We start from the raw sequence: 20,177 nt of genomic DNA on the forward strand, positions 1-20,177 counted from the left end.
ATGATGACCAAGCACTTCTTCGGGGACACCGCCGTCCTACTGGGGCGGTCCCTGCGCCACATCAGCCGCAGCCCCGACACCATCATCACGACCGCGATCATGCCGATCGCTTTCATGCTGCTGTTCGTCTACGTGTTCGGCGGCGCGATCCAGACCGGATCGGACAAGTACGTGAACTACCTGCTGCCTGGCATCCTGCTCATCACGGTCGCCTCCGGCATCTCCTACACCGCATACCGGCTTTTCCTCGACATGAAGGGCGGCATCTTCGAGCGGTTCCAGTCCATGCCGATCGCACGCTCGTCCGTGCTGTGGGCGCACGTGCTGACCTCGCTGGTCGCCAACGTGATCTCGCTCGTGGTCGTTGTGCTGGTCGCCCTCCTCATGGGCTTCCGCTCAGGGGCCGGCGCGCTGGGCTGGTTCGCGGTCGCCGGCATCATGATGCTGTTCACGCTGGCCCTGACGTGGCTCGCCGTCATCCCCGGCCTGACCGCGAAGTCCGTTGACGACGCGAGCGCGTTCTCCTACCCGCTTATCTTCCTGCCGTTCATCAGCTCCGCCTTCGTACCCACCGAGAGCATGCCCGGCCCGGTGCGCGCCTTCGCCGAGAACCAGCCGGTGACCTCCATCGTCAACACGATCCGCGACCTGTTCGCTCAGCAGGAGGTCGGTGGCCAGCTCTGGATCGCCCTCGCCTGGTGTGTCGGCCTCCTCATCGTCGCGTACGCCCTCGCCATGGCCATCTACCATCGCAAGATCAGTTGACCATGCGTCGCCATCGGGCAGGCTGAAGCAATGCTGACGATCGGACAGCTTGCGTCCTACGCCGGGGTGACCATCCGCGCGGTGCGGCACTACCACCAGATCGGACTGCTCCTAGAGCCGGAGCGCGATGCCTCCGGCTACCGGACGTACGACGCCGTCGCGGTCGTGCGACTCATCCGGATCCGGACCCTGGCCGAGGCCGGCGTCCCGCTGGCCCGGGTCCGCGAGCTGCTCGACGCTGACCCGGAGACGTTCGCCGCCGCGACCACCGAGGTCGACCGGCACCTACGTGCGCAGATCCGCGCGCTGCAGGAGCACCGCCGGCGGATCGCGCAGCTGGGCTCCGGTGATTCGTTGGCTCTTCCCGAAGAGGTGGTCGACTACCTGAACCGCCTGCGTGCCACCGGAGCGCCGGAGGCGGTCATCGACCTCGAGCGAGACGCCTGGATCCTGATGGCGGCGCGATGGCCGGAAGCGATCCCGGCGATCATGGCCGACAAGGTGGCCCAGCTTGCCAACCCAAACATCGTCCGGCTCTACCAGCTCATCGGTCGGATCGCAGAGAACTGGGAGGACGAGGAGCTCCTGCGCGAGACGGCCGACCTCATGAGCGAACTGTTCGAGCAGGCGACGGTCAGCGGGGAGCTGGACCGGCAGGACGAGCACATGCCCGACGCGGCGTTCATCCACCTGATGGACTCGTTCGCCGATGGCGCCCACCCCGCCGTCGCGCGGCTGCGGGAGCTGATCGCCGAGCGTGGTTGGACCGGGTGGACTCGGGTCGAGAAGCGCGAGCCCTGAGTCGTCACGCCGTGCCCGCATCCGCGTCAGATCGGTCGCACTCAACTGCCGCCGACCGGCGTCACGGCCAGTGACGAAACGTGCGGCGACTTCCTTCTGGTCTGAAATCGAGCGGTCGTCGGACGCTCGGGATCGTATGACCGCTGTGCACACCTGGTATTCCCCGGTTCGTGCCCTACGGACTGTCTGGGGTCAGGATTGCGATCTGCCGCTGACCTGACATCCGCACATGCCGTAGACGATGCGCGGTCGCGCCGGCTGATGTGTTCACATGCGCTGCACCGGGTCAGTTCGCGCTTCGAAGGAAGTGCTCGGCGAGTATCGGCTCGTGGTTCCTGGATGCCGAGTGATCGGGATCACAGCTGTCCGAAAACCGTGCCAGAGGGGGGGATCGTCTTACCTGGTGTGAGACGAAGCCTGGACGCGGCCGACGAGGAGGAACTGGTGCGCCGCGTCGCCGCCGGTGACCGGCGGGCGTTCGATGAGTTGTACCGGCGTACGTCACCCTGGCTGGCCGTGCGGCTGGGTCGCCGGTGCGCCGACGAAGACGTGGTCGCCGACGTGATGCAGGAGACCTATCTGGCGGTCTGGCGGGCGGCGGGCGGCTTCGCCGGGTCGGCCGCCGCCGGCAGCGCGGTGGGCTGGTTGTGGACCATCGCCGCCAACCGTCTGGTCGACGCGTTCCGCCGGCGGGCCCGGCAGGCGCAGGTGGCGGCGGTGCCGCTCGCCGAGACGGTCGCACCCGCCGCCGAGGAGCAGGTGATGGCCGGGTGCGTCGGCCAGGAGCTGGAGCGGGCGCTGCTCGTGCTGCCGGCGGAGCTGCGGCAGGTGCTACAGGCGATGGTTCTTGACGGGTTCTCCGTGCGGGAGACGTCCCTGCTGCTCAGCGTGCCGGAAGGCACGGTGAAGTCCCGCGCCCGGCGGGCTCGGATCGCTCTGCGGGAGGCACTGTCATGACCATCCATCCGAATCTCGCCGTGATCACCCGCTATGCCGAAGGGGGCAGCGGCCTCGACGACGCCACCGTGTGGTCCGTGGAGGTGCACCTCGAGGGCTGCCCGGACTGCCGCGCCCGGCTGGCGGGCACCGCGACCGACGACACCCGGGCGTTGCTCGACCGGGTCGCCGCCGGACTGGACGAGGGTATCGCCGCCGGACCGGCTCCGGTACGGGCACGCCGCCCGTGGTCGGCCGTGCAGCGGCGCTGGCTGGTCTGGGCGCTGCTGCCGTGGCTAACCATGACGGTGGCGGTGCTGGGCTGCGCGGTCCTGCTCGAGACGCTCAAACCCGACCTGCCCTCGCTGGTACTGCTGCTGGCTCCGGTGGCTCCGCTGCCCGGGGTGGCCGTCGCCTGGAGCCGCCGCGTAGACCCGGCCTGGGAGTTGATCGCCGGTACGCCCGCGGCCGGCATGACGATGCTGCTACGGCGTACCGCGTCGGTGCTGGCCGTCGTCGTGCCCGCGCTCGCCCTGGCGGGTGCCGGCTCCGGGGCGTCCCTGGCGCTGGTGCTGCTGCCGTGCCTCGCCTTCACCGCCGCCACCATCGCGTTGGGCGCCGTGGTCGGCGTGCGCCGGGCCGCAGCGGGTGTCGGCGTGCTCTGGGCGTTCGCCGTGGTGCTGCCCAGCATCGCCACCGAACGCCTGCCGGTGGTCCTGGAGCCGGGCAGCGTTCCGGCCTGGGCCTTGGCCACGGTGGCGCTGGCCGCCTTCGCGGCGAGCCGCGCCGACGGCTACCGACGGCTGTCCAGCCGCAGATGACAACCCCTCGCACGTTCCTGCCAACGGAGGCTTCGATGATGCGTTCGGTGAGCGCGGCCGAGACGGCTCCCACCACCCACCCCTGGGCCGTACACGCCGAAGGGCTGCGGGTGCGCGCCGGCCGGCATCTGGCCGTCGACGGGCTCGACCTGGCTCTTGGCACCGGCGTCCACGGCCTGCTCGGCCCGAACGGCGCCGGCAAGACCACGCTGATGCGCGCGCTGGCCACGGTCGTGAAGCCAGCCGGCGGGCGGCTGACCCTGCTCGGCGAGTCGGTCGATGGCCGCTCCGACCTGCAGCGGGTCCGTCGTGGTCTGGGTTACCTGCCGCAACAGTTCGGGTTCTACCCGCGATTCACGGTGCGCGAGTTCGTCGAGTACATGGCGTGGCTCAAGGAGATGCCCAAGAGCCTGGTGCCGGGTGCGGTGCAGCGAGCGATCGACCGGGTCGGTCTGACCGCCAAGGCCGGCGCGCGGATGAAGACGCTGTCCGGCGGCATGCTGCGCCGGGCCGGCATCGCGCAGGCGATCGTCAACGACCCGGAGGTGCTGCTGCTCGACGAGCCCACCGTCGGTCTCGACCCCGAGCAGCGCCTCGACTTCCGCGAACTGCTACGCGACATAGGCGTCGACAGTTGTGTCCTGGTCTCCACCCACCTGGTGGAGGACGTGGTGGCCGCGTGCACCGACGTCGTCATGATCGACGAAGGCCGACTCGTCTACCAGGGCACCCCCGACGACCTGATCACGCAGGGCGGCCACGGCGACGCCGGCGACAGCCCGGCCGAGCGGGGCTACTCGGCGCTGCTGCGCAGGCACCGGGCGGAGGCGGGCCGGTGAGCCGCATTCTACGTATCGAGCTGCGCCGTTCCGCCGCTGCCGGTGCCGTGCTGATCCTGCTGGTGGCCGGCGCCGTCCTGCTCTATGCCGCACCGCAACGATGGTCAACCGGATGGATGCCGCTGGCCATGGTGCAGCGGGAGTATCTGGTGCTGCTGTGGCCGCTGGCGCTTGCCGCCGGGGCCTGGCAGGCCCGCCGTGAGCACCGGTCCAACGTGGCCGAACTCTTCGCCAGCACTGCCCGGCCACGGTCCCAGCGGATGGTGCCGACTCTCGGTGCGATGGGCATCGCGGCGGTGTGCGCCTACCTGGCGGTGGTGGCGGTGGGCGTGCCATGGATCATCGACACGGCCCGCTATCTGCCGGCGACGGCCTTCGTCGTCGCGGCCGTCGGTGCGCTGGCGCTGGTCGCGGCGGCCTGGCTCGGCCTGGCGATCGGTCGCCTGGTGCCGTCCCTGGTGACCGCGCCGGCGCTGGCCGTGGTGGGCATCGGGCTGCTGTTGGTCATTCCCGCCGCCGTCCGTCCCCGGGAGTGGCTGGCCCTGGTGTTCTCACCGATGTACGGCATGGGCCAGTACACCGACTATCAGACCGTGTACGGCCGGGTCAGCGCCGCGCAGGCCATCTGGCTTGCCGCGCTCGCCGTCACTGCCGCGGTGCTGCTCGCTTCCGGCAGCTGGCGGACCCGCGTGGCGGCGCTGCTGCCGGCGGCGCTCGGCGCCACCGTGGCGATCATGGTCATTCCGCGGAACGACGAATTCGTCGCGAACCCCGTCGACCCGGTGGCGCAGGAGCAGGTGTGCGCCGAGGGCAGCCCCCGTGTCTGCGTTAGCCGCGTCCACTCCGGGCTGCTGCCCGAGGTGACCCCGCTGGCCCGGCAGGCCCTGGCGATGCTGGCCAAGCTGCCGACCCGCCGACCACCGTGCACGAGGACACCACCACGTACTACCCCGATACGTCGCCACCCCGGAAGGCCGACGTCGTGCTGATCACGGTCAGGACCGACAAGTACGGTCACCTCGCGTCGAAGGCGACAATCCTCCCCGACATGTTGTATGCGGCCGGTGCCAACACGCACGGCTGCCGTGGCGGCATCAACAGGTCGGTTGCGCGCGCGGCCGGTTACTGGCTGATGGGCCGCGAGCCGCTGGCCGAGTCCGCCGACGAACCGGCCGAGGACAACGCCCAAGCCGTGACGCTGTGGCGGGGCCTGCAGCGCCTGCCCGAGAAGGAGGCGGCAGCCCGCGTGGCGGCGGTCCGCCGCGCCGCGCTGGCCTGCGAAGACCTCGACGGACTACTCACCAAGAGTGCGCGATGAGATGGCTGACGTTGTACCTGCGCTCCCGGCGCGCACCGATCGCCTTGGCGGCAGCCGGCGGCACCGCGGTGGTGACGTGGTCACTGTGGTCGGTCTTCTCCGACGCCCGGGACGTGGGCGTGCCGATGGTCATCCTGACCGTCCTGCTGCTGGTAGCGGCGCTCACCGCCACCCTCGCCGGCCCCGACGATGCCCTGGAGCGCACTGCTGCGTTGTCGTGGCCGACACGGCGAGCCGCGCATCTGCTGGCGGCGCTGGCGGTCGTCGTGGGGCTGCTACTGGCCACGCTGGTGACCGGTGCGCGTTTCGGTCCCGCCTGGCTGGTGGTCCGCGACGCGGCCGGGCTGCTGGGGCTGACCGCCCTGGGAGCGGTGACGATCGGCGCGTCCCGATCCTGGTTCCTGCCGCTGGGCTGGACGCTGGCCGCGGTGGTGTTTCCCCTGTCACCCTGGGCCTCGAACCCGGTCCTCACCTGGCAGTTGCAAGCCCCCAACAGCAAGGCGGCCGCGGTGACGGCTGCGCTACTCGCGGTCGGCGGGCTCATCGCGTACGCGATAGCAGGGCCGGCCGCGCGGGCTCCCGCCGAAGCCGCTTGTGAGGGAGCAGGAGCGGCGCGAACGCGGCGAAGTAGCGATCGCCGGACAGGTGGGTAACGCTCAGGGCCGCGTCGCCGAGGAACTCCAGGAGCGGTTCGACGGTGTCCGGATGGGCCCGCCCTTCGGCGAGCAGCTCGGTGACGACCCGGACGGCCGGCGCGGTCGCCGTCTCGGGAAAGCCCTGGTGCAGTACGGCGCTGTCGAGATGGTCCAGCGCGGCGGCTCGAGCCTCAGCGTCTCCGAACTCCAGTGCGTACAGGTGCTGCGGCGTGTCGGTGGCCCGGCCGTACGCGTGCCCGAGGCGACCCCAGTCAACGCTCATCGCGGCGTCATCCGCGTTCCGCCGGCGCCCATTTCCGCACCCGTCGACCCTAACGCTCGTCGGTTGCCACAGCGGTGGCGGCCGTGACGACGCCTCGCGAGCCGACGCATTCGCCCAGCGGCAGAACAGGAGGCGGTGCCGACCGATCGGTGGCATCCGGGCAGCGGACCGCGCCACCCATCGGCCCGGAAGCGAACGTCCAAACCAGCACGCGTGATCAGCGGCATGACAGTGCAATGCATGCCACCGGCCGCCGGGCGTGGTGACATCTGTCAGGTGTGGTCGTGGGCCGGCGGGGCGGCATCGATCTTCAGCTTGTAGATCCAGACGGGGTAGTCGACCGACCGCGCCCCACCGGCCAGTCCCGGAGTCCGGTTGAGCTGGGCGGCCGGGATCCACAGGTGCCCTGAATCGTCGATCCACATCGCGTCGGCCCAGATCAGGCGCGGATCGGCGAGCAGGGTGTCGACCTGCCGGTCGGGCGTGATGGTCAGGATGCGGCGTAGTTCCACGTCGCTGAGGTAGATGGTGCCGGCCGCGTCGATGGCGGTGCCGCCGGTGGTCGGGGTGTCCAGCCACGTCTCGACCCGCTCAGCCAGGGTGTCGTCGGGGACCGACGGGTCGTCCAGCCAGCGTGTTTCGATCCGGGCAAGCGGCCCGGAGGCCGGTTGGAAGTAGAGGTACCGTCCGTCGGGGGACACCTCGAGCTGGTCGGCGTGGACGCGCAGTTCGCTGCCGTCCTGCCCACGCAGGACCTGCCCGTCCGCCCGCATGGTGCGGCGGTCGACGGTGCTCGGATGGTTGTCGAGCACCCGACGCGCCTGGCTGGTCGTCAGGTCGAGCACGATGAGCCCGGGTGCGCCGGCGTCGGTGATGTATGCGATCTGACGGTTGAAGCGGACGTCGTCGATGTAGCTCGTCTCCCGCAGCGCCGGACCGAGGTCGTAGATGTGCGCGATCTCGTCAGTGGCGGGATCGATCACGATCAAACGGGCGCCGCCGGCGACGGCGGGCAGGCCGATGCCGGGGGCGCCGGCATCGACGATCCAGACCCGCCCGTCGGGACCGGTCCGCAGCCCGTTGACGCAGACGAAAGCGCCGGCCGGGTCGTGGTCGTCACGGACCCGGTTCCACTCCGCGTCGGGGTATGGGACGAACCGGCCGTCGGGCATGGCCTCGGCGACCTGGAGGCCGGGCCCGTCCGCGGACGGGAAGCTGACGAATATCCGCCCGTCGGGCGTGGTGGTGACACCGGTCCAGCACCGGTCGGCGGACAGCACCGGCATGAGGCGGGGATCCTCCCGCTGGGTTAGAACCGTCATGCGCGTACTCCTAACGTCCGCGGGGCCGTCGCCCAGTTCCAGATCAGCCGCCACCCCGTCTGCGCTACATCCCCGCCATGGCGGCCGTGGCGACCTGATGGTCCTGATCACCGGTTGCCGCCACCGGCGCCGATCGCTCCGATCACCCGCCCGTCGGCGTCGGTGACGGGTATTCCACCCGGTACGAACGCCAGTGGGTCACGGGTCGCGGCCTCGATCGAGAACATCGGCGCTCCGGGTTGTACCGCTGAGGCGAGGTCCTTGGCGGGTTGGGCGAACAGCACTGCGTTCTGGCCTTGATCTGGCTGGTCTCAATCGCGGCCAGTGCCCCGTCCATTCACGAAACTGCGACGAGATGCGCGCCGGAATCGAGTACCACGATGGTGAAGGCGGTGCCGAGCTCGATGCCTTTGGCTCGCCCCGCGTCGAGTGCGCGCTGCGCCCGCTCGAGCGGGATGCTGGTCAATGAGATCTCGGTCACGCCGGGCATGGACGGACGCTCCTTGTATGGAATGGCGACGGCGAGTCACCCCCGTGACGGGCTGGCTGAAGGACACTCGGGCGCGCCCCACCGCATCCGCCGGGTCAACGCATGTGAGTGACGCGGGCTACCCGCCGTCCCGCACCACAAACCTGGTCGTCAGGGCGACACCCCTGAGGAGGACACGTGACTGCGTCATTGCGCGGGAAGAGGATCGTTTTCGTCGGCGGACGCCCGGCGCACCACGGCCGACGCCGCCACTGGCGGGCAGAGAGGTCAGGGGCGGCTCGGGTGTCCAGCGCATCGTGGCAGGCAGGTAGGGCCTGCGAAGACCACCAGACCAAACTCGACGACGGCGCCGACATCCACCGACCGAATGTAGATGACTCGCGAATTCTGGTCCACAACGTCGAGAGACGTCTCGGCCGCGTGGGGCGCACAGGGGGCACGAGACACCGTCAAACGTTGTCGACCAGGGAGCAACCATGGCAGCCTCAGACGCCCTGTGACCAGCTATCGGGCAACGTTGCCGCTGGTGGGCCGAGCGCGGCCCTAAGTTCCGCTTCAAGGTCTGAGGTGAGGAGACTCGGCAGGTGTCACTTACGCTTTGGGGCCACCGGGCGGCCGAGAAGGCTGCGGGTCGACCTGGTGTTGTGGCGGGCGGACGCGCTTGTGATGTTCGACTGGCTAGGACGTCGACCTGGACGCGGTGCGGATCAGCGCCAGCGCGGTCCGTATCAGGCCGGCGGTGTTGGCCCGTCAGAGGGCCGGCGGCGGCCGCGGATCGCGCTGGCGACGGCGACACCAGCGAGGACGAGGAGGGCGGCGGACGCGACCGCCAGCGGGGGCACGAGGACCATGCCCGGTGCCAGCGCGGCCAGCGCGAGCAGCCCGCCGATCCCGGTCCGGGACCTTCGGCCGAACACCTCGTAGCCGAAGCGGCTCCGCCCGGCGAGAAACAGTGCGGGTCCGCCGAGGATGACGGCCAGCCAAGCTGGGTCCGTGTGCCCGGTCGGGTGTCGGATGATGAGTTCGTAGCCGACGGCGGTGGCCAGGATGCCGGCGACCATGAACATGTGGGTGTAGGTCGACGACAGGCTCAGGCGGGTGGTCCATTCCGCCGCCCGGACCGCCTCTGCCAGCGCGTACCCGGCCCGGGAGAAGTAGATTTGCCACAGCAGCACCGTGGTGGCGAAGGACACCATAAACGCCGCCGTCTGCTCGACGCCGAAAGGTCCGGCGGAAAAGGTCAAGCCGGTGAGCAGGATCGATTCGCCGAGCGCGATGATGAGGAAATGCTGGTGGCGCTCGGCCAGGTGCTCGCCGGCGATCCTCCACCCAGGGATTCGGGCGCGGCCGAGCCCCGGCGTCGGCCAGCCGAGGAGAAACCCCAGATATTCCACGCCGAGCGCGAGCGCCCACAAGATCCCGTTCGCCTTGCCCTCTGGAAGGGTGGCACCCCAGATCCACCCGATGGCGGAAACCGCCGACCAGCACGCGATCCGGGCGGGGATGCGCTGCTGCTGCTTATCGCCGCGCAGGGCGAGCATGAGCGCGAGGGGGCGGCCGAGTTGGATCGTGACGTAGGCTCCGGCGAAGACCGGTGCGTCGTCGGCGAACGCCTCGGGCACCGAGACCGCCATGATCATGCTGCCGAACATGACTGCGACGATGAGCAGTCGAATCAACGGTCGCTCGGGGTTGTACCTGCTGGTCACCCATGCGGCGAGCGTCCATACTAGCCAAAGTGCCAGGAACAGCAGCGTCGTCTGACCGACTTCGGGCAATACGATCCGCCGTTGGGTAGTGAAGTCTTCGGCCAGCCGCTGCGTGACCCGGGTGAGCGCGAAGACGAAGACTAGGTCGAAGAACAGTTCCAGGAAGGTAGCCTGGTTCCGGCCCCCGCCCTCACGCAGAATCCCGGCCGCCGGGCCCGTCGTCATCGACTCGCCCGTTTTACCGGGTTTGTAACGGTCACAACCAAAGTCGTACCACGCTGCGCTCTGGCAAGGAGCCAGACCAACGCCGCCGTCAACCGCGATGGGCGGGTCGGCCTGTTCGATCAGCGGTGGGGTACTCGGCGACAAGCTGATCCGGGTCACTGCCGCGCCGCTGCACCCGGTCCCCCGACGGGTGCCCGCAGCCGCCAGGAGCGGTAACAGGGGCCAAGGTCATGCCGGGACCGCGAGGGCCGAGATTGGCAAGATCCGGAACATGCGCGGAATGATCAAGCGCAACGCTGGCAAGAGATCAGACGTTTGCCCTGGTAGCAGGAGGGTCTGCGCGGCAAGCGCTACACCGTTCCTCAACCGTGTGTCTTGCGCCGGCGACAGCAACGGGGCGATATCACGACAGCCGGCGACAGCGGTCCACGGACGAACGCCGAGCTGGCGGACAGGGGTTGACGCCGCCGGACGAAGCGCTCAGAACTTACAAGCGAGGGGTCAGAACGGGCCGGGCCGGCTCCGGGCGGGTCGACGCGGTCGAGGCCCAGGCCGCGACCAGGCCGTCGGTCATCTTGTCCGCCTGCGGCGGTAGGCCACGAGCGTGAGGGCGGCTGCGGCACCGGCGGCCGTGAGGATTGGTACGGGGTTGGCGCGTACTGCGGTGCCGACCTTCGTTGTCACGGCACGTGCGGAGGTGACTGCGGCGGACTTGGCTTCGCCGGTGGTGTGGGTGGCGCGTGCGGCGGAGTTGCGTGGTGTGGTTGCGGCCTGACGGGTCTTCTGCTTGGTGGCTGCGGCGCGCTGGGACGTCTTCTGGCTGACCGTGCCGAACATCTGGGTTGCCGAGGTTTTGGCTGATTGGCCGGCCGTGGTCAAGCGCTGCCGGAGTCCGCCGGAGGCGGTGCTGGCCTTGCCGCGTAGGCGGGTCTTGACGTCGGTCTTGGCGGCCAGCGCGGCGACGGTGTCGCCCAGCTCCGCGCGCGTTTGCTGGATGTCCTGCCGCATCTTGTCCGGGTCGTTGCTTGCGTTTGCCATGCTCATGACCGCCTCCGACCTGTCGCGCTGCGTATCGTCTCGGTGTCTGCCCGCAGGCTGTCCCTGGTCGCCGTCGGTGTGGGTGGTATGGCCTTTTTGACACGTCCGACGGGTGCTGGGGGATTGCCGGGTCAGCCTTGCTGTACCGCTGGTGTTGTCACCGAGCCCTGTGGGGGTTCGTCGAAACGCCGGCCCGGTGACGGCCAGGCGGTGTCGCCCAGTGGCCGGCGATATCACCCGCCGGGATGTCATCCGCCTGTCTGCGACGTCGCAGCGTCAGCGTCCCGCCGCCCCGGTCAACGCCCCTACTTCGAAGGCAAGGATCAACGCTTGCCGAGCTCTTGAGTTTCTCCTGCGCGCCATGATCGCTCCCTGCGCCGAACGTGCCTGCCTTGATTGTCCGACGCGCCCATCGAGGTCGCGCACGTAATCGGCGAATCCCCACATGTGGGGACGTTATGCCTGGGTGGCTACTGGCCCGCGGCCCAACTCCTGTAGACCCGAGGGCGGCGAATCGCCGGGAGGTCGTCGGGTACGCGGTGGGTGACACGCGAGAGGAGGACGACCGTGCAACTCACTGAACAGCAGGTGCGTTCGCTGTACGGCAAGGACGTCCAGGACCAGTCGGGTACGAAGATCGGCAGTGTTGACCAGGTATGGGCCACTGCGGGCTACCCGGCCTGGGTGAGCGTGCAGACCGGTGGTCGGCAGGAGCCGATGGCCCCGCTGGGCAACGCGCAGATGCAGGACGGGCGGCTGACGGTTGCCTACGACAAGGCAACCGTCCAGAACGCCCCGAGCGTGCCGCCTGGCGCCGCTGCTCCGCTGAGCGCCGAGCAGACCGCGCAGTTGTTCGCGCACTACCGGATCCAGCCGCAGCAGGCCCCGCAGGGCCGCGAGGAACTGATCCGCTCCGAGGAACGGCTGCGCGTGGGCACCGAAAGCCAGCCCGCCGGCAAGGCGGTGCTGCGCAAGAACGTAGTCACCGAGAACGTGCACACGACCGTGCCGGTCGAGCACGACGAGGTGTACGTCGAGCGCGAGCCGATCACCGCCGCGGACGCGGGCAACGTCCGCGCCGACATGGGTGAGGCGCAGCAGGAGATGCAGTTGCGCGCCGAACGTCCCGTGGCGGCAAAGGACCGGGTGCCGGTCGAGCGGGTCCGCCTCGCCAAGAACGAGGTGGTCGAGGACCAGCCGATCGACGAGCAGGTCCGGCACGAGGAGATCGAGGCGAACATCCCGGAGCCCAGCCGCCGCCGGCGGTAAGGGCCAGGGCGCTTCGGTAACTGGGTGCCAAGGGCGGGCGGGTCATTCGACCCGCCCCCCGTTCGGGGCGTGGCCTCCCCGAAGATCCCCGGGCAGAACCAGCACAAGTGGACACTGGTTCTTCCTCGCCGACGCTACCGGGCGCACCCGATGAAACGGCCCGGCACCTCATGGCTCAGCAGGTGCAGGCACTCGTGCGGATACGAGGCGCCCATGCAAGCCGATGAGCGGACGATTGGCCGCGACGGCCTGAGCGACCGAGGCGCTCGCCGATCACGGCCGACCGTCGCAGATCACGGCCGGCTCATGCTGCGATGTACTTTCGGCGCCTTCTCACTCGATTGGCGGGGCCGGCAGCCTGCAGCCAGGCTCCGGAGTCTCCCGCTGGTCATGCTCAAACTCGTACGCGCATTCACCGCACATGCCGTCGACGTCATTGCCGAAGCCGTGCTCCATCCACGAGTGGCCGCACGCGGGACAATCCCCCAGCGCACGGAGTTTCCGAGTCGTCTCAGCCCGTCGTCGCCAACGTTGCAACAGGTTCGCCACGCCTCGATGATGCCGCACAAACCGCTTGCCGCTCGCTGCGCGAAGGACCATCCGTCCGTGGTGCTCGTCGGACACCTTCAGCGGTGTCAGCGGCACACGACAGCCGGTGTTTCCTGGGCAGACTGATGTGACGCACTGACATGGCGATCCGCGTGGCGGCACTGGTCGGATCCACCGCGCGCTCTATGCCGGGTGGTGGTCATGTGCTGCGGGTAGAGCCCGTCAAGCAGTCCTGCCCGCAGCTCGTCGTCTGGGTCCGCGTCCGGGTCGAGCTTCAAGCCGCCGAGCAGGGCCGACCGCTCGGGCGCTGAGCCCAGGTCGGTCACCACGGCGATCGCCTGCGGTTCCGATCCGTCGCCGCTGGCTGTTCCATCTTCTGGAACGCCAATCTCATGCGCAACGACCTGACCAGGGCCCTCTCCTCGGTGACCTCTTCGGCGAACTCGAAGAGGTCGCTTGTTTGTGGTGATACATCGCTCAGTACGCATATTCGGAGCCGAGAATCTCTGCCGATTCGTCGCCATGTGAGGCATCTGCCGGGGGGCGTCGCCTGGCCAACCGGCAGAGCGTCCGGGTGCGCCGGATCGGCGCGTCGCGCCGGCCGCTGGCCGCCCGTTGGTTGCGGCGCAGGTAACAGGAACGTAACGAGGCCTTGACGTGGCCGAAGTGTGGCCAACAACATGCAGTCCTGCGCAGGTTGGCAGGATCACATGAAGGAGGCACGCCCCGGTGGGTATCAGTGAGATGGCCCGTCAACTGACGGCCAGCCTGACCCCGGCCGAACGCCGGGCGCTCAACCTGCTGCTCGAAGAGCCGCAGGAGATGTCGAAGCTCTCCGCGGCGCAGGTCGCCGCCCGCCTCGACGTGCACGAAACGACGGTGATCCGGCTGGCAAAGCGGCTCGGGTACGCCGGGTACCGGGAGCTGCGTGCCGACCTGGCGCGGCCCTCGCTAGCCGACCTGACCAGCGCCGACCGGGCGCGCAGCCGTCCCAAGTCCGCCTACACCCTGGCCAGCCTTGTGGACGACGAGACGGCCGCCATGCAACGAGTTGCCCGAGTGATTTCCCAGGACGAGATCGACGAGCTGGCCGGACAGATCCTGCGGGCCCGGCGCTGCTACCTGTTCGGCCCCCCATACGCGCAGGCAGTGCTCACCGTGCTCGAACGGCGGCTGCGGCGGTTCGGCCTTGACGCCCTGGTGCTGCCGTTGAGCGGTCGGCTGATCGCCGAACACCTGATCACCCTGCGCCCCGAGGACCTGATCATCTCGTTCGTCCTGCGCCGGCCCGACCGTCGCCTCAACCGCATCAACGGGTACGCGAACAGCGTCGGAGCGTCCACCGCCGTGATCGCCGACGAGGACGGCATCCTCTACGACCCCGCCCCCAACCAGCTCATCGTTGCGCCCCGCGGCCCCAACGCCAACCAGCGGTCGCTGCTGGTGCCGTTCCTAATCTCCTACGCCCTCCAGTTCGCGCTGTACCACCTCGCCGAGTCGTCGGCCGAGGAAGCGCTGTTCCTGCTCGACGACATCGCACGGGTGGTGGGTGATGACGAACCGTCCCACGGCGCGTGAATCGGCCGAGACCGTCGTGACCGGCTCGACCGAACGAGCGGCCTCTGGGCAGGCGGTCAAGGCCCGCCCCGCCTGGTCGCCATCGGCTTTCCGGCTGGCCAACATCGGGGGAGCGGCAGCGACCGTGGCCTTCGGGGTCGCGCTGCTGCTCGCCGCGCAGTCCTACGCCTTCCGGGTCGGCCAGCTTCCCGGGCCGGGCCTGTTCCCGACCCTGATCGGCGGCGCCCTGGTCGCGCTGGGCGCGCTGTGGCTCGTGGGCGGGTTGCGCGGCCGGTACCGCCCCGATGGCGACGTGGAGCCTCCGCCGGACCGCCGCATCGTCGGCAAGGCGCTGACGACGTTCGCAGTGATCGGCGGCTACGCCGTCCTGCTACGCCCACTGGGGTACCTGCTCTGCTCGGCCCTGGCGGTCAGCCTGTTCACCGCCCTGGCCGGTGCCCGCTGGCGTACCGCGCTCATCACCGGCCCGCTCTTCGCCGTCGCCACGTTCCTGCTGGTCACCACGGCACTGGGCATCCAACTTCCGTACGGCGTGCTCGCCCCGTTCCTGGGGCCGCTGCTGTGACCCCGCCTGAGCTGTTGAAGGGGAGGTGCTGAGGTGGACGCCTTCTCCGGGCTCCTTCTCGGCTTCGAGGAGGTCCTCCAACCAGCCAACCTGGCCTTTGCCCTGGTCGGCTGCGTCCTCGGCATGGTCGTCGGGATCCTGCCGGGCTTCGGACCGCCGGCCGCCACGGCCCTGCTGCTGCCGGTCACCTTCGTCATCGGCCCGATCCCCGGCATCATCATGATGGCCGCGATCCTCTACGGATCGATGTACGGCGGCACGATCACCGCGGTCCTGCTCAACGTGCCGGGCGAACCGTCCTCCGTGGCCACTGCCCTGGACGGTTACCAGATGGCCCGCCAGGGCCGCGGCGGTCCGGCGCTGGTCATCGCCGCCGTCGGGTCGTTCGTCGGCGGCCTCTTCGGCACCCTGGGCATGGTCTTCGCCGCCCCGCTGGCGCTCAAGGCGCTGGCGCTGGGCCCCCGGGAGTACTTCGCCCTCGGCCTGCTGGGCCTCGCGCTGGTGGTCGGGCTGGCCGGACGCCACGTGGTCAAGGGGCTCGCGTGCGCGGTGATCGGCCTGAGCATCGGCCTGGTCGGCCTCGACCCGGTCCTCGGTACCCCCCGCTTCACCGGCGGGCTGCCCGAACTGTTCGACGGCATCGACCTGGTCGCCGTCATCATGGGCCTCTTCGGCCTCAGCGAGATGCTGGTCGGCCTCGAGGAGCGGATGATCGGCCGCGGGGTCACCCGGCTGGGCCGGATCGCGCCGACCCGGGAGGACTGGCGCCGCTCGGTGGGGCCGATGGCCCGGGGCAGCGTCATCGGATTCTTCATGGGGCTGCTGCCCGGCTCGCCCGGCACCGCGACGGCCTTCACCTCGTACGTGGTGGAGAAGCGCCTGTCGAAGCACCGGGACCAGTTCGGCAAGGGCGCCGTCGAAGGCGTGGCCGGCCCGGAGACGGCGAACAACGCGCTGGGCATCGCCACCATGGTGCCGATGTTCACCCTGGGCATCCCGTCCTCGGTGACCATGGCGATCATGATGGGCGCCTTCGTCGTCCACGGCCTGGTGCCAGGCCCGCTGCTCTTCCGCGACCACCCCGACATCGCCTGGGCGATCATCGCCAGCCTCTTCGTGGGCAACGTGCTCCTGCTGCTGATGAACGTGCCGCTGATCCGCGTGTGGCTCGCGATCCTGCGCATCCCGTACGGAATCCTCTTCGGCCTTGTCGTGGGCCTGATGCTGCTGGGTGCCTACGTGGTCACCCAGGCCCCGGTCAACATCCTGGTGCTGCTCGGCGCCGGAGTCCTCGGCTACATCCTGCGCAAGCTCGACGTACCGCTGGCTCCCATCGCCCTGACCATGGTGCTCGGCCCGATGCTTGAGGAGAACCTGGTCCGCGCCCTCCTGCTCGCCGACGGCGACGTCACCACCTTCGCCCGCAGCCCGCTTGCCCTCGTCCTGCTCATCGCCGCGCTCTGCGCGGTGGTGCTCCCGCCGGTCGTACGCGCCGCCGGTCCGGCGCGCCGCACCGTCCCGACGTCCCCCCGCCCCACCGAGACCCCCCAGTCTCCCGAACCCACATCCCTCGCCGACACGAAATCCTGAGGAGAAGACCCCCATGCATCGTCGCCTGACCCTGCGAGCCGCCGCCCTGCTGACAGGGCTCACCGTGCTGGCCGGCTGTGGTTCGCTGTCCGGCAGCGGCTCCGAAGCCGCCGGGAACTACCCGGGCCAGAAGCCGGTCACCATCCTGATGCCCTACACCGCGGGCGGCTCCTCCGATCTGCTCGTCCGGGAGCTGGAGCCGTTCCTCGCCAAGGAACTGGGCACCAAGGTCGTCATCGAGAACCGGGTGGGCGCGGGTGGCCAGATCGCCCTGACCGCCCTCGCCGGCGCCAAGCCCGACGGACACACCATCGGCCTGACCAACCTGCCATCGTCGCTGGCGTACATCAACCCGGACAAGAAGGCGACCTACGGCAAGGACGACTTCCAGCCGCTGGCCCGCATCAACCGGTTCCGCGGCATCGTCGCGGTCGGCAAGAAGGCACCCTGGGCGTCGCTGGAGGACCTGGTTGCCGCGGCAAAGGCGGCTCCGGGCAAGCTCACGGTCGGCGTCGACGGCCTCACCGGCGACGACCACATCGCCGCGCTGGAGTTCCAGCAGGCCACCGGCACCCAGCTGAAGGTGGTGCCGTTCGACAGCGGCAGCGAGAAGCTCACCGCACTCATCGGCGGCCAGATCGACGTGTCCCTCGGCACCGTGCCGACCTTCAAGTCGCAGCTCGACACGGGTGAGGTCAAGGCGCTCGCCGCGCTGGACACCGAGCCCATCCCCGGTCTTGAGCAGGTCCGCACCGCCAAGGACCAGGGCTACGACCTCATCTGGGCTTCGTACAACGTGCTCTCCGCCCCGGACGGTCTGCCCGCGCCGGTGCTGGAGAAGCTGCAGGACGCCATCAAGGACGCCGTCGCCGCCGCCGAACAGGACGCCGCGTTCAAGGCGAAGATGGAGGCCGGGGGCTACGTGTTCGGCTACGAGGACACCGCCTGGGCCGAGAAAACCTGGACGGAGCTGGAGCAGAAGTGGACCCAGCTGGTGCCGCTGGCCAGGGCCGAGCAGGGCTGAGGAAACTACATGGACGTCTTGCAGAACGGTCCGCTGCTCGAAGCCGACGAGGCCGAGCAAGTGAGACAGCTGGCAGCTTTCGGGTCGTCGACCGCCTACGAGGGCTCGGGCCTGGACTGCTGGCTCGACACCCGGATCCGGCCGGTCTGGCCGGGCGCACGCCTGGCCGGCCCGGCCTACACGGCCCGCACCGGCCCCGGTGACAACCTGGCGATCCAGCGCGCGGTCCGCACGGCCCCGGCGGGCTCTGTGCTGGTCGTCGACGCCGGCGGCCACCAGTACGGGCACTGGGGCAACATCCTCACCGAGATCGCCCTGGTTCGGGGCCTCGCCGGGCTGGTCATCGACGGGACGATCCGGGACGTGGAGGAAATCCAGCGGCTCGGCTTCCCGGTCTTCGCCATCGGAGTGTGCATGCGGCACGCCGGCAAGTCCCACGACGGCACCATCGGCGAGGACGTCACTGTCGGCGGCCGGGTGGTCCGCACCGGTGACCTCGTCATCGGGGACGCCGACGGCGTGATATCCCTGCCGCGCGGGCACCTGGCCGCAGCAGTGGACGGCGCCACCAGCCGGCACCAGCGGGAGAAACAGCGGCTGGCCACCATCCGCTCCGGGGTGATCCCACCGATCGTGCAGGACAGGAGGCAGTCGTGACGGACCGTCACACCCAGCTTGGGCGCGGGCTGTGGGGAATCCTCGCGACCCCGTTCACCGGCCCCGACCGCCACGTCGACGAAGTGTCGCTGCGCCGCGAGGTCGCCCTCTTCCGCGACCTGCCCGCCACCGGACTGGTGGCGCTGGGCGTGTTCGGCGAAGGGGCCGCGCTCGACACGGCCGAACAGCGGCAGGTCGTCGAGACGGTGGTCGACGAGGCGCGGGGTTTGCCGGTGGTGGTGGGCCTCTCCGCCCGCCACACCGCCCCGGCCATCGAGCAGGCGACCACCGCGGTGCGGGCCGCCGGCGACGCCCTCGCCGGGCTGATGGTGCAGGCCAACACCGCGTCGCCGGAGGCGCTCACCCGGCACCTCACGGTGATCCACCACGCCACCGGCGCCGGAATCGTCCTGCAGGACTATCCGGTGGTCAGCGGGGTGCGGATCAGCTCCGCGCAGATCCTGGCCACCCTCGCGGAGTGCCCGTTCGTCGTGGCGGTCAAGTCCGAGGCGCCGCCCACCGCGGCGGCCATCGCGGAGCTGACCGCGGACACCGACGTGCCGGTGTTCGGCGGGCTCGGCGGCGTGGGCCTGCTCGACGAGCTGGCCGCCGGCGCGGCCGGCGCCATGACGGGCTTCTCCCGTCCCGAGGGACTGCTCGCCGCGCTGCAGGCCTGGAAGGCCGGGCAGATGTCCGCAGCCCATGAGGCGTACGCGCGGTGGCTGCCGCTGGCGAACTTCGAGGCGCAACCCGGTATCAGCCTGGCACTGCGCAAGGAGGCGCTGCGCAGAAGGGGCATCTTCGCCGACGCCGCGGTACGTCCGCCCGCGCCGCCGATGCCCGAGGCGCTGAGCCGGATCCTGACCATGCACCTCGATGTATATGAGGGAGCAAAGCCCTGATGGATACCGGTATCAACAAACGTACGGCCCTGGTGGCCGGATCGACCTCGGGGCTCGGGCTGGCCGTCGCCCGCGCCCTGGCCGCCGAGGGCGCCAGCGTCGTCCTCTCCGGCCGCCGCGGCGACGTCGCCGATGCCGAGGCAGCCCGATTGCCCAGCGCCGTCGGCGTGCAGGTCGACCTGACTCGTCCGGATGCGGCGACCGCCCTCGTCACTGCCGCCCGTGACGCCTTCGGGGAGGTGGACATCCTGGTCCTCAACGCCGGCGGGCCACCGCCGGGACCCGCCGCCACACTGACCCCCGACGCCGCCCGCGCCGCCGTCGAGACTTTGCTCGTACGGCAGATCGAACTGGTGTCCCAGGTCCTTCCCGGCATGCGACAGCGCGGCTGGGGACGGATCGTGGCAATCGGCTCCAGCGGAGTTCAGCAGCCGCTGACGAACCTCGCTTTGTCGAATCTCGGGCGCGCCTCGCTGGCGGCCTACCTGAAGACGCTGTCGCGCGAGGTCGCCGCTGACGGGGTGACCGTCAACATGGTGCTGCCCGGTCGCATCGACACCGACCGGGTCTCCGCCCTAGACCGCGCTCAGGCGGAGCGGGAGAGCGCCGATGTCGACGACGTCCGGGCCCGGTCGCAGGCGGCCATTCCCGCAGGCAGGTACGGGCGACCGGAGGAGTTCGCCTCGGTCGTCACCTTCCTCTGTGGCACACCCGCCGGGTACGTGACGGGTGAGCAGATCCGCTGCGACGGCGGCCTCGTCGGCTCGTACTAGTTCCCCCCCCCCTCACCGAAAGGCTCTCTTGACATCCTCCCGGTCCTGAAGGACCGGGATTCTCACGGTCACCCGTGAGGTTTCCTGT

General features: G+C 69.9%; 22 protein-coding genes. 17 read left to right on the top strand and 5 right to left on the bottom strand.

The features are described from left to right. Positions 1-3 precede the first annotated feature (3 nt). The 9 genes from ACTMS0_RS20820 to ACTMS0_RS20860 all read left to right on the top strand — a co-directional run bounded on the left by ACTMS0_RS20820 (position 4) and on the right by ACTMS0_RS20860 (position 6,485). Entirely contained in the window at positions 4-765 is a 762-nt protein-coding gene (locus tag ACTMS0_RS20820; RefSeq protein ID WP_441156905.1) for an ABC transporter permease, read from the top strand. 30 nt (positions 766-795) lie between these two features. Then, complete coding sequence (locus tag ACTMS0_RS20825) at positions 796-1,566, top strand: MerR family transcriptional regulator (RefSeq protein WP_441156906.1); 771 nt, start codon at positions 796-798, stop codon at positions 1,564-1,566. Positions 1,567-1,971: 405 nt separating this feature from the next. Beyond that, positions 1,972-2,523, top strand: a complete 552-nt coding sequence (locus ACTMS0_RS20830) for an RNA polymerase sigma factor (protein ID WP_441156907.1) — start codon at positions 1,972-1,974, stop codon at positions 2,521-2,523. Next, positions 2,520-3,323 carry a hypothetical protein gene (locus ACTMS0_RS20835; protein WP_441156908.1) on the top strand — a complete coding sequence of 268 codons (804 nt, stop codon included), beginning with the start codon at positions 2,520-2,522 and terminating at the stop codon, positions 3,321-3,323. Before ACTMS0_RS20830 ends, ACTMS0_RS20835 begins: the two co-directional genes overlap by 4 nt. Before the next feature lie 38 nt (positions 3,324-3,361). Beyond that, positions 3,362-4,162, top strand: a complete 801-nt coding sequence (locus ACTMS0_RS20840; RefSeq protein WP_441157053.1) for an ABC transporter ATP-binding protein — start codon at positions 3,362-3,364, stop codon at positions 4,160-4,162. After that, positions 4,159-5,151, top strand: coding sequence for a hypothetical protein (locus tag ACTMS0_RS20845; protein WP_441156909.1), 993 nt, complete (start codon positions 4,159-4,161; stop codon positions 5,149-5,151). Before ACTMS0_RS20840 ends, ACTMS0_RS20845 begins: the two co-directional genes overlap by 4 nt. Then, positions 5,145-5,480, top strand: a complete 336-nt coding sequence (locus ACTMS0_RS20850) for a hypothetical protein (RefSeq protein WP_441156910.1) — start codon at positions 5,145-5,147, stop codon at positions 5,478-5,480. Before ACTMS0_RS20845 ends, ACTMS0_RS20850 begins: the two co-directional genes overlap by 7 nt. Before the next feature lie 11 nt (positions 5,481-5,491). After that, positions 5,492-6,133 (top strand): hypothetical protein, encoded by a 642-nt coding sequence (locus tag ACTMS0_RS20855; protein ID WP_441156911.1) that lies wholly within the window; start codon positions 5,492-5,494, stop codon positions 6,131-6,133. Next, positions 6,126-6,485, top strand: a complete 360-nt coding sequence (locus tag ACTMS0_RS20860; RefSeq protein ID WP_441156912.1) for a hypothetical protein — start codon at positions 6,126-6,128, stop codon at positions 6,483-6,485. Before ACTMS0_RS20855 ends, ACTMS0_RS20860 begins: the two co-directional genes overlap by 8 nt. Before the next feature lie 185 nt (positions 6,486-6,670). Here ACTMS0_RS20860 and ACTMS0_RS20865 read toward each other — a convergent pair whose 3' ends face one another. From ACTMS0_RS20865 to ACTMS0_RS20885, 5 genes are all read right to left on the bottom strand, one after another. After that, the gene (locus tag ACTMS0_RS20865) at positions 6,671-7,720 is read right to left on the bottom strand and encodes an L-dopachrome tautomerase-related protein (protein ID WP_441156913.1); all 1,050 of its coding nucleotides are present in this window, start codon (positions 7,718-7,720) and stop codon (positions 6,671-6,673) included. Between the two features lie 107 nt (positions 7,721-7,827). After that, positions 7,828-8,004: a heme-binding protein gene (locus ACTMS0_RS20870; RefSeq protein WP_441156914.1), complete on the bottom strand. Its 177-nt coding sequence runs from the start codon at positions 8,002-8,004 to the stop codon at positions 7,828-7,830. Positions 8,005-8,057: 53 nt separating this feature from the next. Beyond that, a complete protein-coding gene (locus tag ACTMS0_RS20875; RefSeq protein WP_441156915.1) occupies positions 8,058-8,210 on the bottom strand; it encodes a hypothetical protein in 153 nt (50 codons plus the stop codon). Between the two features lie 728 nt (positions 8,211-8,938). Next, the gene (locus ACTMS0_RS20880) at positions 8,939-10,303 is read right to left on the bottom strand and encodes a low temperature requirement protein A (RefSeq protein ID WP_441156916.1); all 1,365 of its coding nucleotides are present in this window, start codon (positions 10,301-10,303) and stop codon (positions 8,939-8,941) included. A 411-nt stretch (positions 10,304-10,714) separates the two neighbouring features. Further along, the gene (locus ACTMS0_RS20885; protein ID WP_441156917.1) at positions 10,715-11,188 is read right to left on the bottom strand and encodes a DUF3618 domain-containing protein; all 474 of its coding nucleotides are present in this window, start codon (positions 11,186-11,188) and stop codon (positions 10,715-10,717) included. Between the two features lie 561 nt (positions 11,189-11,749). Here ACTMS0_RS20885 and ACTMS0_RS20890 point away from each other — a divergent pair. From ACTMS0_RS20890 to ACTMS0_RS20925, 8 genes are all read left to right on the top strand, one after another. Next, positions 11,750-12,451, top strand: coding sequence for a PRC and DUF2382 domain-containing protein (locus ACTMS0_RS20890; protein WP_441156918.1), 702 nt, complete (start codon positions 11,750-11,752; stop codon positions 12,449-12,451). Between the two features lie 1,278 nt (positions 12,452-13,729). Continuing rightward, on the top strand, positions 13,730-14,578 hold the full coding sequence (locus tag ACTMS0_RS20895) for a MurR/RpiR family transcriptional regulator (protein ID WP_441156919.1): 849 nt from the start codon (positions 13,730-13,732) through the stop codon (positions 14,576-14,578). Then, positions 14,553-15,143, top strand: coding sequence for a tripartite tricarboxylate transporter TctB family protein (locus ACTMS0_RS20900; protein ID WP_441156920.1), 591 nt, complete (start codon positions 14,553-14,555; stop codon positions 15,141-15,143). The genes ACTMS0_RS20895 and ACTMS0_RS20900 overlap by 26 nt, the downstream gene beginning before the upstream one ends. A 33-nt stretch (positions 15,144-15,176) precedes the next feature. Beyond that, entirely contained in the window at positions 15,177-16,733 is a 1,557-nt protein-coding gene (locus tag ACTMS0_RS20905) for a tripartite tricarboxylate transporter permease (RefSeq protein WP_441156921.1), read from the top strand. Positions 16,734-16,746: 13 nt separating this feature from the next. Next, the gene (locus tag ACTMS0_RS20910) at positions 16,747-17,757 is read left to right on the top strand and encodes a tripartite tricarboxylate transporter substrate binding protein (protein ID WP_441156922.1); all 1,011 of its coding nucleotides are present in this window, start codon (positions 16,747-16,749) and stop codon (positions 17,755-17,757) included. A gap of 9 nt (positions 17,758-17,766) precedes the next feature. Next, positions 17,767-18,414, top strand: coding sequence for an RraA family protein (locus ACTMS0_RS20915; RefSeq protein WP_441156923.1), 648 nt, complete (start codon positions 17,767-17,769; stop codon positions 18,412-18,414). Beyond that, positions 18,411-19,316, top strand: coding sequence for a dihydrodipicolinate synthase family protein (locus tag ACTMS0_RS20920; protein ID WP_441156924.1), 906 nt, complete (start codon positions 18,411-18,413; stop codon positions 19,314-19,316). The genes ACTMS0_RS20915 and ACTMS0_RS20920 overlap by 4 nt, the downstream gene beginning before the upstream one ends. Further along, positions 19,316-20,089: an SDR family oxidoreductase gene (locus tag ACTMS0_RS20925; RefSeq protein ID WP_441156925.1), complete on the top strand. Its 774-nt coding sequence runs from the start codon at positions 19,316-19,318 to the stop codon at positions 20,087-20,089. The genes ACTMS0_RS20920 and ACTMS0_RS20925 overlap by 1 nt, the downstream gene beginning before the upstream one ends. Positions 20,090-20,177 lie beyond the last annotated feature (88 nt).

This window comes from Micromonospora sp. H33, assembly GCF_052068455.1.
Lineage (GTDB): Bacteria > Actinomycetota > Actinomycetes > Mycobacteriales > Micromonosporaceae > Micromonospora.

Bases quoted from the DNA above. Each gene is read 5' to 3' on its own strand.
- ACTMS0_RS20820 (WP_441156905.1), top strand. From the start codon at position 4: ATGACCAAGCACTTCTTCGGGGACACCGCCGTCCTACTGGGGCGGTCC.
- ACTMS0_RS20825 (WP_441156906.1), top strand. From the start codon at position 796: ATGCTGACGATCGGACAGCTTGCGTCCTACGCCGGGGTGACCATCCGC.
- ACTMS0_RS20835 (WP_441156908.1), top strand. From the start codon at position 2,520: ATGACCATCCATCCGAATCTCGCCGTGATCACCCGCTATGCCGAAGGG.
- ACTMS0_RS20840 (WP_441157053.1), top strand. From the start codon at position 3,362: ATGCGTTCGGTGAGCGCGGCCGAGACGGCTCCCACCACCCACCCCTGG.
- ACTMS0_RS20865 (WP_441156913.1), bottom strand. From the start codon at position 7,720: ATGACGGTTCTAACCCAGCGGGAGGATCCCCGCCTCATGCCGGTGCTG.
- ACTMS0_RS20875 (WP_441156915.1), bottom strand. From the start codon at position 8,210: ATGCCCGGCGTGACCGAGATCTCATTGACCAGCATCCCGCTCGAGCGG.
- ACTMS0_RS20885 (WP_441156917.1), bottom strand. From the start codon at position 11,188: ATGAGCATGGCAAACGCAAGCAACGACCCGGACAAGATGCGGCAGGAC.
- ACTMS0_RS20900 (WP_441156920.1), top strand. From the start codon at position 14,553: ATGACGAACCGTCCCACGGCGCGTGAATCGGCCGAGACCGTCGTGACC.
- ACTMS0_RS20910 (WP_441156922.1), top strand. From the start codon at position 16,747: ATGCATCGTCGCCTGACCCTGCGAGCCGCCGCCCTGCTGACAGGGCTC.
- ACTMS0_RS20915 (WP_441156923.1), top strand. From the start codon at position 17,767: ATGGACGTCTTGCAGAACGGTCCGCTGCTCGAAGCCGACGAGGCCGAG.
- ACTMS0_RS20925 (WP_441156925.1), top strand. From the start codon at position 19,316: ATGGATACCGGTATCAACAAACGTACGGCCCTGGTGGCCGGATCGACC.